Source organism: Enterobacter sp. CRENT-193, assembly GCF_002787395.1.
In the GTDB taxonomy this organism is placed as follows: Bacteria; Pseudomonadota; Gammaproteobacteria; order Enterobacterales; family Enterobacteriaceae; genus Enterobacter; species Enterobacter hormaechei_C.
The window spans coordinates 2,031,660-2,045,379 of record NZ_CP024812.1; the positions used below are offsets into that span (position 1 = coordinate 2,031,660).

The 13,720-nt window shown below is 53.3% G+C and carries 8 protein-coding genes, 1 tRNA gene, 2 rRNA genes and 1 other annotated feature; of the genes, 7 read left to right on the forward strand and 4 right to left on the reverse strand.

Going from position 1 to position 13,720, the window contains the following annotated elements; translation table 11 throughout:
• The first annotated feature begins 164 nt into the window (after positions 1-164).
• The gene (locus CU081_RS10070; protein ID WP_003863157.1) at positions 165-1,037 is read left to right on the forward strand and encodes an SMP-30/gluconolactonase/LRE family protein; all 873 of its coding nucleotides are present in this window, start codon (positions 165-167) and stop codon (positions 1,035-1,037) included.
• On the opposite strand, the gene pheA is transcribed toward CU081_RS10070, so the two are convergent.
• From pheA to bamD, 4 genes are all read right to left on the reverse strand, one after another.
• Positions 1,034-2,194 (reverse strand): bifunctional chorismate mutase/prephenate dehydratase, encoded by a 1,161-nt coding sequence (pheA, locus tag CU081_RS10075; protein ID WP_003863160.1) that lies wholly within the window; start codon positions 2,192-2,194, stop codon positions 1,034-1,036. The genes CU081_RS10070 and pheA overlap by 4 nt on opposite strands.
• A gap of 30 nt (positions 2,195-2,224) precedes the next feature.
• Positions 2,225-2,350: a sequence feature (Phe leader region), on the reverse strand.
• A complete protein-coding gene (gene pheL, locus CU081_RS26125) occupies positions 2,302-2,349 on the reverse strand; it encodes a pheA operon leader peptide PheL (protein WP_100229775.1) in 48 nt (15 codons plus the stop codon). Its footprint overlaps the feature before it by 48 nt.
• Positions 2,351-2,454: 104 nt before the next feature.
• The gene (gene raiA / locus CU081_RS10080) at positions 2,455-2,796 is read right to left on the reverse strand and encodes a ribosome-associated translation inhibitor RaiA (RefSeq protein ID WP_003863162.1); all 342 of its coding nucleotides are present in this window, start codon (positions 2,794-2,796) and stop codon (positions 2,455-2,457) included.
• Between the two features lie 267 nt (positions 2,797-3,063).
• A complete protein-coding gene (bamD, locus tag CU081_RS10085; protein ID WP_003863164.1) occupies positions 3,064-3,801 on the reverse strand; it encodes an outer membrane protein assembly factor BamD in 738 nt (245 codons plus the stop codon).
• 131 nt (positions 3,802-3,932) lie between these two features.
• Here bamD and rluD point away from each other — a divergent pair, with 131 nt between their 5' ends.
• From rluD to CU081_RS10115, 6 genes are all read left to right on the forward strand, one after another.
• Complete coding sequence (gene rluD / locus CU081_RS10090) at positions 3,933-4,913, forward strand: 23S rRNA pseudouridine(1911/1915/1917) synthase RluD (protein WP_003863165.1); 981 nt, start codon at positions 3,933-3,935, stop codon at positions 4,911-4,913.
• On the forward strand, positions 4,910-5,641 hold the full coding sequence (gene yfiH / locus CU081_RS10095; protein WP_003863167.1) for a purine nucleoside phosphorylase YfiH: 732 nt from the start codon (positions 4,910-4,912) through the stop codon (positions 5,639-5,641). Before rluD ends, yfiH begins: the two co-directional genes overlap by 4 nt.
• Before the next feature lie 129 nt (positions 5,642-5,770).
• Positions 5,771-8,344 (forward strand): ATP-dependent chaperone ClpB, encoded by a 2,574-nt coding sequence (clpB, locus tag CU081_RS10100; protein WP_022651674.1) that lies wholly within the window; start codon positions 5,771-5,773, stop codon positions 8,342-8,344.
• Between the two features lie 429 nt (positions 8,345-8,773).
• Positions 8,774-10,315 (forward strand): 16S ribosomal RNA (locus CU081_RS10105).
• An 84-nt stretch (positions 10,316-10,399) separates the two neighbouring features.
• Positions 10,400-10,475, forward strand: a tRNA-Glu gene (locus CU081_RS10110).
• A 182-nt stretch (positions 10,476-10,657) separates the two neighbouring features.
• A 23S ribosomal RNA gene (locus CU081_RS10115) occupies positions 10,658-13,562 on the forward strand.
• Together the 16S and 23S rRNA genes with 1 tRNA gene alongside form the textbook arrangement of a ribosomal RNA operon.
• The last annotated feature ends 158 nt before the right edge of the window (positions 13,563-13,720 follow it).

A 13,720-nucleotide genomic window follows, 5' to 3' on the forward strand; every position in this document is an offset into this window, starting at 1 on the left:
ATTGCGTCCACACTTCGGGGTATTAGAAACGGTTCCAGATGGTTACAGCTTTTTTTAACTTACTGTTTTCATTAGTGGATTAATGTAAGTGGTTGATAAACCTAATCCACCCAATATATGGTAAAAGCCAGCATTGCTGGCTTTTTTCATTTTGGGGAACTGTCATGGCTGAACCGCAGCTGCTGTTGAACTATACCGGGCATCTGCCTGAATGCCCGACGTGGAGTGCAGAAGAGAAGGCGCTCTACTGGGCGGATATCCTGGAAGGGGAGATCCATCGGTACCATCTGCCCACCGCGGAACACTCGGTGCTCTCATTCCATGAAGAAGTTGGGTGTTTTGCCCTGCGTGAACGCGGCGGATTTATCGTCGCAATGCGAAATGCCATCTGGCTGACCGATAAACACGGCCTGCTCCAGCGTAAGGTTTGCGATAACCCGTCCAACCCGCAGCTTGCACGCTTTAACGATGGAGGCACCGACCATCAGGGACGGTTTTATGCGGGCACGTTCTGGGGGCCGGGAGATTATAACGGCGCCCTGCTGATGCGCATCGACAACGACCTGACGCCGAAAGTGATCCAGTGCGATATTCACGGGCATAACGGTTTAGCGTTTAGTCCTGACAAACGGTGGATGTTTACTTCTGATACGCCGAACGGTGTGATTTACCGTACGCCGCTTGATGAGCAGGGGGAACCCGGTAAGCGCGAAGAGTTTCGCCGGTTTAGCGAGGGAGACGGTATTCCCGACGGTGCGGCAATGGATGAGGAAGGCTGCTACTGGAGCGCACTGTTTGACGGCTGGCGTATCGCACGGTTTTCACCGCAAGGCGAACAGCTGGAAGAGTATCGGCTGCCGGTACGCTGCCCGACAATGGTCTGCTTTGGCGGCGACGATATGAAAACGCTGTTTATCACCACCACGCGGGAAAATATGGAGGCGGAGGAGCTGGCGAAATACCCGCTTTCCGGTGCCATCTTCACCCTGCCTGTAAATGTGGCAGGGATGAAGAAAAGCCGCTTTATCGAACATTAAGCCGGATCGACCGGGACCACGGTTTCGCTCGGATAGCAGCCCAGCACTTTCATGGAGCGTGTGATCTCGCCCAGTTCGCGCAGGGCTTTCTGCATGGATGCAGACTCCAGGTTGGCCTGAACGTCGAGATAGAACATCTCTTCCCACGGATTGCCATGTATTGGGCGGGATTCCAGCTTCGTCATGATCAGGTTGTGATTACGCAGCACCAGCAGCGCTTCAACCAGCGCACCCGCCTGCTGGCCGGTCGCCATCAACAGGGTGGTTTTCGCCGGGACCTGGTCCGACACGTTGATGGCTTTGCGGGCCAGAACCACGAAACGGGTGATATTCTGCGTCTGGTTGGCCAGATTGCGTTCCAGCACCTGTAAGCCATACAGCGCGCCGCCCGCTTCGCTACCGAGAGCCGCGACGGCAGGAGAGTTTGCCTGCGCCACTTTTTCCATCGCCGCCGAGGTGCTTTCGGTGTACTCAATTTTCCAGTGCGGATAACGGTTCAGGAACTGGCTGCACTGCTGGAACGGCTGCGGGTGACTGTACACCGTTTCGATCTGACTCAGATCGGTTGAGCCAGAGACCAGCACACAGTGATCGATAGGGATGGTCAACTCGCCGACTAACGACAGGCTGGTGTGCTGGAGCAAATCGTAAACATCGTTGATGGCGCCGGAACTGGTGTTCTCAATAGGCACCACGGCGTAATCTGCCTGGCCGGTTTCGACCTGGTTGAAAATGTCTGCAAATTTCGCGCAGCCGCTCTCAATAAACTCTTCGAAATGGCGGGCTGCGTACTGGCGGGCCGCCAGATGAGAATAGGAGCCTTTCGGACCGAGGAAAGCGATACGAGCAGAGTGCGGGTTGGTTTTGTTCAGATGCTGCTGGAGCAGGGCTTGTTGCGTCAGAACGGAATCTTCGATGATGAGCTGGAACAGACGGGTGATGTAGTGGGCATCCAGATGATGCGCTTTGCCGAGTTGAATCAACCGTTCCAGCAAATCACGTTCGCGATCGATATCGCGCACCGGCCGATGGGACTCGAGCTTGGCTTTGCCCACTTCAACGGCGAGCGCGCGGCGTTCTGCCAGCAGGGCCAGTAATTTTTCGTCGAGTGCACTGATTTTTACGCGTAAATCCAGGAGCGGGTTTTCCGGTGTCATAGTGTTGTCTGTCTCATTTTATCGTTATCAATAAAAAAGGCCTCCCGGTGTGGGAGGCCTTGTTGTTCGTCTTCGCATTCTTTATCACACGACGAAACGCCTCCCGGTCAGGGGAAGGTAAAAAAGAATGCGAAGAAAAACGGCGTCTGTTTCATAAGGTCATCCTGAAATTGATAGGGTTAAAGTACCTGCACTGTTTTGATCCTGTCAATAAAAAACGCGCCCGAAGGCGCGTTGTCGGTACACTCAATTTTAGAGGATTACTCTTCTTCAACTTCTTCCGCGAAGCTGGCGTCTTTCACCGAGGTTGCGGCGCGACGTGCTTCACCTTTGTGTTGCACTTTATTGAGCTGCCGTTCCAGCTTGTTGATCAAATCGTTAATTGCGGTGTACATATCCTCGTGTTTTGCGCTGGCGACCAGATGGCCGTTTGGAGTATTGATAGTTGCATCAGCGATGAAACCCTGCGGCTCCTTGGACAGGATGATATGTGGATTAATCAAATGTGTTTGCCATTTATCCAGTTTGGCGAGACGGTCTGCGACGTGCTGGCGGATTGCCGGAGTAATTTCCATTTGTTTACTGGTAATGTTCATTGTCATAAATTTTACCTCTTGTCTTTCCGTCTTGGTGATTCCAGCATACCCGACCCAATGTCAAAATGTGTGATTTAGATCACGTTATTTTGTCGGTTTTTGTCAGGGAATCTTTTTTGTGAGGCAGGGCAGGAAGAGGTGAGATTTACCTTGTCGAAGCCAACAATTGCGGTCATAGTTGAATGGATGTGTTGAAGCTAAACCGCTTCAGCGTAAGTCTGAAAGAATAAAAAAACGGCAGCCCGCGGGCTGCCGTTATGCGTTGTAGCGGTATCAGGTGTTGCTGCTGTTCGCGGCGATGATTTTCGCCACTTTGTCAGCCTGAGCCGTCATCTGCATCTGGCGATACGCATTTTCCATCAGCTTCAGGCCATCACGCGTTGCCTGGGTATCCGGATAATCACGCAGCATGCCTTCTACACGGTTAACCACGGCAACCCATGCGCCACGGCGGGTGTAGTATTCCGCAACGGAGTACTCATATTTCGCCAGACGATCTTTCAGGAACACCAGACGCTTAGTGGCATCGGTAATGTACTGGCTGTTCGGGTAGCTACGCACCAGTTTGGAGAAGTCATTGAAAGCATCACGCGCATGTTGCGGGTCACGGTCGGAACGATCCACCCCGAAGAAGCCCTGCAATGCACTGTCATCCAGCGCCATGTTAGTCAGGCCGCGCATGTACATCACGTAATCGATGTTAGGATGGGTAGGGTTCAGACGCATGAAACGATCGATCGTTGCCTGAGCCAGCGGCAGATCGGCATTTTTGTAGTAGGCGTAGATAAGATCTAACTGTACCTGCTGCGAATACGGACCAAACGGATAGCGATTATCCAACGCTTCCAGTTGCGTTATCGCCTGTTTCCAGTTACCGTCCTGCAACTTTTGTTGTGCAGTCGCATAGATTTCATTCGGCGGATTGTCAGGGACCTGTTCATTCGAACCGGAGCAGCCCACCAAAGCCAGGCTCAACGTGGCCGCTGCCACCAGATATTTCATGCGCGTCATGACGTTTTGACTTTCCTCAAATGTTTGTCCGGGAGAAACTCAGTTCCTGCTCCCGATTAAGACCAGCTACAATAGCACACTATATTAAACGGCAAAGCCGTAAAACCCAACGTTAAACGAAGAAGCAGTTTATGGCACAACGAGTAGAACTCACCGCAACAGTCTCCGAAAATCAGCTCGGTCAACGCTTAGATCAGGCTTTGGCCGAATTGTTCCCTGATTATTCGCGTTCACGCATAAAAGAATGGATCCTTGACCAGCGCGTGCTGGTAAACGGCAAGATCTGGGACAAACCAAAAGAGAAAGTGTTTGGTGGGGAAGCTGTCGCCATCAATGCTGAAATCGAAGAGGAAATCCGCTTCGAGCCCCAGGATATCCCGCTGGATATCGTCTACGAAGATGACGATATTCTGGTCATCAACAAGCCGCGCGACTTTGTTGTTCACCCGGGCGCGGGCAATCCTGACGGTACGGTACTTAACGCACTCCTTCATTATTATCCGCCGATTGCCGACGTACCGCGTGCCGGTATTGTTCACCGTCTGGATAAAGACACCACGGGTCTGATGGTGGTGGCGAAGACGGTTCCCGCCCAGACTCGCCTGGTGGAATCGTTGCAACTGCGCGAAATCACCCGTGAGTATGAAGCGGTGGCGATTGGTCATATGACCTCTGGCGGCACGGTGGAAGAGCCTATCAGCCGTCACCCAACCAAGCGTACGCATATGTCCGTACACCCGATGGGCAAACCGGCGGTGACCCATTACCGCATCATGGAACATTTCCGTATTCATACGCGCCTGCGTCTGCGCCTGGAAACCGGGCGTACTCACCAGATCCGCGTGCACATGGCGCATATTACCCATCCGCTGGTGGGTGACCCGGTTTACGGCGGTCGTCCGCGTCCACCAAAGGGCGCATCGGATGAATTCATCTCCGTGCTGCGTAAATTCGATCGCCAGGCGCTGCATGCGACGATGCTGCGTCTTTACCACCCAATCACCGGAATTCAGATGGAATGGCATGCGCCGATCCCACAGGATATGGTGGAACTTATCGACGCGATGCGCGCAGATTTCGAAGAACATAAGGATCACGTGGACTGGTTATGACCAAACTGATTGTCCCGGAGTGGCCACTGCCTGAAGGCGTGGCCGCCTGTAGTTCAACCCGTATCGGTGGCGTGAGCCAGGGCGCGTGGGAGTCTCTGAACCTCGGTGCGCATTGTGGCGATAACCTGGAGCACGTTGAAGAGAACCGTAAACGCCTCTTTGCTGCGGGAAACCTTCCTTCAAAACCGGTCTGGCTTGAGCAGGTGCACGGTAAAGCGGTGCTTAAGCTGACGGGTGAGCCCTATGCGTCTAAACGCGCCGATGCTTCGTACAGCAATACGCCGGGAACGGTTTGCGCGGTGATGACCGCTGATTGCCTGCCGGTGTTGTTCTGCAATCAGGCAGGAACTGAAGTGGCTGCTGCCCACGCCGGATGGCGAGGCCTGTGCGAAGGCGTTCTGGAAGAGACCGTCGCCTGCTTTCAGGACGATTCTGCAAATCTCATCGCCTGGCTTGGCCCGGCGATTGGCCCGCAGGCATTTGAGGTCGGGCCCGAAGTGCGCGATGCCTTTATGGAAAAAGATCCGCAAGCGGTCGAAGCGTTCGTGGCTTCCGGAGATAAATATCTGGCCGATATTTACCAGCTTGCCCGCCAGCGCCTGAATAACGTCGGTGTGACCCAAATCTTCGGCGGAGATCGCTGTACCTTCACCGAAAAGGGTGATTTTTTCTCCTATCGCCGCGACAAGACGACAGGCCGTATGGCAAGTTTCATTTGGCTGATATAACCTAAAGAATCAAGACGATCCGGTACGCGCCGTTTTCTTTTCACATAATTCAGGTTATTAACCTTGAATAATTGAGGGATGACCTCATTTAATCTCCAGTAGCAAATTTGACCTGTTATGGGAGGAGTTATGCGTCTGGATCGTCTTACTAATAAATTCCAGCTTGCTCTCGCCGATGCCCAGTCCCTTGCACTGGGGCACGACAACCAATTTATCGAACCTCTTCATTTAATGAGCGCCTTGCTGAATCAGGAAGGGGGATCGGTACGTCCTTTATTAACGTCCGCTGGCATTAATGCCGGCCAGTTACGCACCGCCATCGATCAGGCGCTGAGCCGTTTACCGCAGGTAGAAGGTACCGGCGGCGACGTGCAGCCGTCGCAGGATCTGGTGCGCGTGCTGAACCTTTGCGACAAGCTGGCGCAAAAACGTGGGGACAACTTTATTTCGTCAGAGCTCTTTGTTCTGGCGGCGCTTGAATCACGCGGTACCTTAACCGACCTGCTGAAATCCGCCGGTGCAACCACCGCTAATGTGACCCAGGCGATTGAGAAAATGCGCGGAGGTGAAAGCGTGAACGACCAGGGAGCCGAAGACCAACGTCAGGCTTTGAAGAAATTTACGGTCGACCTGACCGAACGTGCCGAGCAGGGCAAACTTGACCCGGTGATCGGCCGCGACGAAGAAATCCGCCGGACAATCCAGGTACTGCAACGTCGTACCAAAAACAACCCGGTGCTGATTGGTGAGCCAGGCGTCGGTAAAACCGCCATCGTTGAAGGGCTGGCGCAGCGTATCGTTAATGGCGAAGTGCCCGAAGGGCTGAAAGGCCGTCGCGTACTGGCGCTGGATATGGGCGCGCTGGTGGCCGGGGCGAAATACCGCGGTGAATTTGAAGAGCGTCTGAAAGGCGTGCTGAACGATCTGGCGAAGCAGGAAGGTAACGTCATCCTGTTTATCGACGAACTGCACACCATGGTGGGGGCGGGTAAAGCTGACGGCGCAATGGATGCCGGGAACATGCTGAAACCTGCTCTGGCGCGCGGTGAACTTCACTGCGTTGGCGCCACTACGCTTGACGAGTATCGTCAGTACATTGAGAAAGATGCTGCGCTGGAACGTCGCTTCCAGAAAGTGTTTGTTGCCGAGCCAAGCGTTGAAGATACCATCGCCATTTTGCGTGGTCTGAAAGAGCGTTATGAGCTGCACCATCACGTGCAGATCACCGACCCGGCCATCGTTGCGGCGGCGATGCTTTCGCATCGTTACATTGCCGACCGTCAGTTGCCGGATAAAGCCATCGACCTTATCGATGAAGCGGCGTCCAGCATCCGTATGCAGATTGACTCGAAACCGGAAGAGCTGGACCGACTCGATCGCCGTATTATCCAGCTCAAGCTGGAACAGCAGGCGCTGAACAAAGAGTCTGATGAAGCGAGTAAGAAACGCCTCGATATGCTCAACGAAGAACTGGACGAGAAAGAGCGTCAGTATTCTGAGCTGGAAGAAGAGTGGAAAGCTGAGAAAGCCTCCCTCTCTGGCACCCAGACAATCAAGGCGGAGTTGGAGCAGGCGAAAATTGCCATTGAGCAGGCGCGTCGCGTAGGGGATCTGGCACGGATGTCCGAGCTACAGTACGGCAAGATCCCTGAGCTGGAAAAACAGTTAGAGATTGCCACGCAATCGGAAGGCAAAACCATGCGTCTGTTGCGTAATAAAGTGACGGACGCCGAAATTGCCGAAGTGCTGGCGCGCTGGACGGGTATTCCTGTGGCTCGCATGATGGAAAGCGAACGCGAGAAACTGCTGCGTATGGAGCAGGATCTGCATCAGCGCGTCATTGGACAGAACGAAGCGGTCGAAGCGGTATCTAACGCCATTCGTCGTAGCCGTGCGGGGCTGTCCGATCCGAATCGTCCAATCGGCTCGTTCCTGTTCCTGGGGCCAACCGGTGTCGGTAAAACTGAGCTGTGTAAAGCGCTGGCTAACTTTATGTTCGACAGCGATGACGCGATGGTGCGTATCGATATGTCCGAGTTTATGGAGAAACACGCCGTCTCGCGTCTGGTCGGTGCGCCTCCGGGATATGTCGGTTATGAAGAGGGCGGTTATCTGACGGAAGCGGTTCGCCGTCGTCCTTATTCCGTCATCCTGCTGGATGAAGTAGAAAAGGCACATCCTGACGTGTTTAACATTCTGTTGCAGGTGCTAGATGATGGGCGTCTGACGGATGGGCAGGGAAGAACGGTCGACTTCCGTAACACGGTGGTGATCATGACCTCGAACCTGGGTTCCGATTTGATTCAGGAACGCTTCGGTGAGCTGGATTACAGCCATATGAAAGATCTGGTGCTGGGTGTGGTCAGCCAAAACTTCCGTCCGGAGTTCATCAACCGTATTGATGAAGTGGTCGTGTTCCATCCGCTGGGTGAGAAACACATTGCGTCGATTGCGCAGATCCAGTTGCAGCGTCTGTACAAACGTCTGGAAGAGCGTGGGTATGAAATCCACATCTCGGATGATGCGCTGAAACTGCTGAGCGAGAATGGTTACGATCCTGTTTATGGCGCGCGTCCGTTAAAACGTGCTATCCAGCAGCAGATCGAAAACCCGCTGGCACAGCAAATCCTCTCTGGGGAGCTGGTTCCGGGCAAAGTTATCCGTCTGGAAGCCAACGAAGACCGAATTGTGGCAGTGCAGTAAGTCACAAAACGCAAAAACGGGCCGCTTGCGGCTCGTTTTTGTTTAAAAACCAGGCAAGAATTAATGTCTGAGATGTGTTTTGCCTGGAAAGTGAGCAGTCGGTAAATAATTTTCACTTTGCACTTGCAGCCTCAGAAGAACTCCCTATAATGCGCCTCCACTGACACGGAACAACGGCACGCAAGCCGCCGGGTCAGCAGAGAAAAGCAAAACAAACGCTTGACTCTGAAGCGGGAAAGCGTAATATGCACACCCCGCGCCGCAGCGAAAACGAAGCGGCACTGCTCTTTAACAATTTATCAGACAATCTGTGTGGGCACTCAAAGTGACATGGATTCTTAACGTCCTCGGACGAAAAATGAATACCAAGTCTCAACGAGTGAACACGTAATTCATTACGAAGTTTAATTCATTGAGCATCAAACTTTTAAATTGAAGAGTTTGATCATGGCTCAGATTGAACGCTGGCGGCAGGCCTAACACATGCAAGTCGAACGGTAACAGGAAGCAGCTTGCTGCTTTGCTGACGAGTGGCGGACGGGTGAGTAATGTCTGGGAAACTGCCTGATGGAGGGGGATAACTACTGGAAACGGTAGCTAATACCGCATAACGTCGCAAGACCAAAGAGGGGGACCTTCGGGCCTCTTGCCATCGGATGTGCCCAGATGGGATTAGCTAGTAGGTGGGGTAACGGCTCACCTAGGCGACGATCCCTAGCTGGTCTGAGAGGATGACCAGCCACACTGGAACTGAGACACGGTCCAGACTCCTACGGGAGGCAGCAGTGGGGAATATTGCACAATGGGCGCAAGCCTGATGCAGCCATGCCGCGTGTATGAAGAAGGCCTTCGGGTTGTAAAGTACTTTCAGCGGGGAGGAAGGCGATAAGGTTAATAACCTTGTCGATTGACGTTACCCGCAGAAGAAGCACCGGCTAACTCCGTGCCAGCAGCCGCGGTAATACGGAGGGTGCAAGCGTTAATCGGAATTACTGGGCGTAAAGCGCACGCAGGCGGTCTGTCAAGTCGGATGTGAAATCCCCGGGCTCAACCTGGGAACTGCATTCGAAACTGGCAGGCTAGAGTCTTGTAGAGGGGGGTAGAATTCCAGGTGTAGCGGTGAAATGCGTAGAGATCTGGAGGAATACCGGTGGCGAAGGCGGCCCCCTGGACAAAGACTGACGCTCAGGTGCGAAAGCGTGGGGAGCAAACAGGATTAGATACCCTGGTAGTCCACGCCGTAAACGATGTCGACTTGGAGGTTGTGCCCTTGAGGCGTGGCTTCCGGAGCTAACGCGTTAAGTCGACCGCCTGGGGAGTACGGCCGCAAGGTTAAAACTCAAATGAATTGACGGGGGCCCGCACAAGCGGTGGAGCATGTGGTTTAATTCGATGCAACGCGAAGAACCTTACCTACTCTTGACATCCAGAGAACTTAGCAGAGATGCTTTGGTGCCTTCGGGAACTCTGAGACAGGTGCTGCATGGCTGTCGTCAGCTCGTGTTGTGAAATGTTGGGTTAAGTCCCGCAACGAGCGCAACCCTTATCCTTTGTTGCCAGCGGTCCGGCCGGGAACTCAAAGGAGACTGCCAGTGATAAACTGGAGGAAGGTGGGGATGACGTCAAGTCATCATGGCCCTTACGAGTAGGGCTACACACGTGCTACAATGGCGCATACAAAGAGAAGCGACCTCGCGAGAGCAAGCGGACCTCATAAAGTGCGTCGTAGTCCGGATTGGAGTCTGCAACTCGACTCCATGAAGTCGGAATCGCTAGTAATCGTGGATCAGAATGCCACGGTGAATACGTTCCCGGGCCTTGTACACACCGCCCGTCACACCATGGGAGTGGGTTGCAAAAGAAGTAGGTAGCTTAACCTTCGGGAGGGCGCTTACCACTTTGTGATTCATGACTGGGGTGAAGTCGTAACAAGGTAACCGTAGGGGAACCTGCGGTTGGATCACCTCCTTACCTTAAAGAACCTGCCTTTGTAGTGCTCACACAGATTGTCTGATGAAAAGTAAATAGCAAGGCGTCTTGCGATTGAGACTGTACGTCCCCTTCGTCTAGAGGCCCAGGACACCGCCCTTTCACGGCGGTAACAGGGGTTCGAATCCCCTAGGGGACGCCACTTGCTGGTTCGTGAGTGAAAGTCACCTGCCGTCATATCTCAAAACTGACTTGCGAGTCACGTTTGAGATATTTGCTCTTTAAAAATCTGGATCAAGCTGAAAATTGAAACGACACACAGCTCATGTGTGTTCGAGTCTCTCAAATTTTCGCAACCAGAAGTGAAACATCTTCGGGTTGTGAGGTTAAGCGACTAAGCGTACACGGTGGATGCCCTGGCAGTCAGAGGCGATGAAGGACGTGCTAATCTGCGAAAAGCGCCGGCGAGGTGATATGAACCCTTGACCCGGCGATGTCCGAATGGGGAAACCCAGTGTGTTCCGACACACTATCGTTAACTGAATACATAGGTTAACGAGGCGAACCGGGGGAACTGAAACATCTAAGTACCCCGAGGAAAAGAAATCAACCGAGATTCCCCCAGTAGCGGCGAGCGAACGGGGAGCAGCCCGGAGTCTGAATCAGCTTGTGTGTTAGTGGAACGGTCTGGAAAGTCCGACGGTACAGGGTGATAGTCCCGTACACGAAAGCACACTTGCTGTGAACTCGAAGAGTAGGGCGGGACACGTGGTATCCTGTCTGAATATGGGGGGACCATCCTCCAAGGCTAAATACTCCTGACTGACCGATAGTGAACCAGTACCGTGAGGGAAAGGCGAAAAGAACCCCGGCGAGGGGAGTGAAAAAGAACCTGAAACCGTGTACGTACAAGCAGTGGGAGCCTCTTTATGGGGTGACTGCGTACCTTTTGTATAATGGGTCAGCGACTTATATTCTGTAGCAAGGTTAACCGTATAGGGGAGCCGAAGGGAAACCGAGTCTTAACTGGGCGTTAAGTTGCAGGGTATAGACCCGAAACCCGGTGATCTAGCCATGGGCAGGTTGAAGGTTGGGTAACACTAACTGGAGGACCGAACCGACTAATGTTGAAAAATTAGCGGATGACCTGTGGCTGGGGGTGAAAGGCCAATCAAACCGGGAGATAGCTGGTTCTCCCCGAAAGCTATTTAGGTAGCGCCTCGTGAACTCATCTTCGGGGGTAGAGCACTGTTTCGGCTAGGGGGCCATCCCGGCTTACCAACCCGATGCAAACTACGAATACCGAAGAATGTTATCACGGGAGACACACGGCGGGTGCTAACGTCCGTCGTGAAGAGGGAAACAACCCAGACCGCCAGCTAAGGTCCCAAAGTCATGGTTAAGTGGGAAACGATGTGGGAAGGCACAGACAGCCAGGATGTTGGCTTAGAAGCAGCCATCATTTAAAGAAAGCGTAATAGCTCACTGGTCGAGTCGGCCTGCGCGGAAGATGTAACGGGGCTAAACCATGCACCGAAGCTGCGGCAGCGACACTATGTGTTGTTGGGTAGGGGAGCGTTCTGTAAGCCGTTGAAGGTGTGCTGTGAGGCATGCTGGAGGTATCAGAAGTGCGAATGCTGACATAAGTAACGATAAAGCGGGTGAAAAGCCCGCTCGCCGGAAGACCAAGGGTTCCTGTCCAACGTTAATCGGGGCAGGGTGAGTCGACCCCTAAGGCGAGGCCGAAAGGCGTAGTCGATGGGAAACAGGTTAATATTCCTGTACTTGGTGTTACTGCGAAGGGGGGACGGAGAAGGCTATGTCAGCCGGGCGACGGTTGTCCCGGTTTAAGCATGTAGGCGGAGGTTCCAGGTAAATCCGGTACCTTGTTAACGCTGAGGTGTGATGACGAGGCACTACGGTGCTGAAGTGATAAATGCCCTGCTTCCAGGAAAAGCCTCTAAGCATCAGGTAACACGAAATCGTACCCCAAACCGACACAGGTGGTCAGGTAGAGAATACCAAGGCGCTTGAGAGAACTCGGGTGAAGGAACTAGGCAAAATGGTGCCGTAACTTCGGGAGAAGGCACGCTGATATGTAGGTGAAGTCCCTGCGGACGGAGCTGAAATCAGTCGAAGATACCAGCTGGCTGCAACTGTTTATTAAAAACACAGCACTGTGCAAACACGAAAGTGGACGTATACGGTGTGACGCCTGCCCGGTGCCGGAAGGTTAATTGATGGGGTTAGCGGCAACGCGAAGCTCTTGATCGAAGCCCCGGTAAACGGCGGCCGTAACTATAACGGTCCTAAGGTAGCGAAATTCCTTGTCGGGTAAGTTCCGACCTGCACGAATGGCGTAATGATGGCCAGGCTGTCTCCACCCGAGACTCAGTGAAATTGAACTCGCTGTGAAGATGCAGTGTACCCGCGGCAAGACGGAAAGACCCCGTGAACCTTTACTATAGCTTGACACTGAACACTGGTCCTTGATGTGTAGGATAGGTGGGAGGCTTTGAAGCGTGGACGCCAGTCTGCGTGGAGCCATCCTTGAAATACCACCCTTTAATGGCTGGTGTTCTAACGTAGACCCGTGATCCGGGTTGCGGACAGTGTCTGGTGGGTAGTTTGACTGGGGCGGTCTCCTCCCAAAGAGTAACGGAGGAGCACGAAGGTTGGCTAATCCTGGTCGGACATCAGGAGGTTAGTGCAATGGCATAAGCCAGCTTGACTGCGAGCGTGACGGCGCGAGCAGGTGCGAAAGCAGGTCATAGTGATCCGGTGGTTCTGAATGGAAGGGCCATCGCTCAACGGATAAAAGGTACTCCGGGGATAACAGGCTGATACCGCCCAAGAGTTCATATCGACGGCGGTGTTTGGCACCTCGATGTCGGCTCATCACATCCTGGGGCTGAAGTAGGTCCCAAGGGTATGGCTGTTCGCCATTTAAAGTGGTACGCGAGCTGGGTTTAGAACGTCGTGAGACAGTTCGGTCCCTATCTGCCGTGGGCGCTGGAGAATTGAGGGGGGCTGCTCCTAGTACGAGAGGACCGGAGTGGACGCATCACTGGTGTTCGGGTTGTCATGCCAATGGCACTGCCCGGTAGCTAAATGCGGAAGAGATAAGTGCTGAAAGCATCTAAGCACGAAACTTGCCCCGAGATGAGTTCTCCCTGAGACTTTAAGTCTCCTGAAGGAACGTTGAAGACGACGACGTTGATAGGTCGGGTGTGTAAGCGCAGCGATGCGTTGAGCTAACCGATACTAATGAACCGTGAGGCTTAACCTTACAACGCCGAAGGTGTTTTGGCGAAGAGACGAAATTTTCAGCTTAGATTCAGAGTCCGAAGGATTTTGCGCTGAGACAAGGCGGCAAACGAAGGAAAGGAAGGAGCATACTGAGGTATGTGACTGACTTTACGAGAGCAGCCAACGCAGTATCAGTGC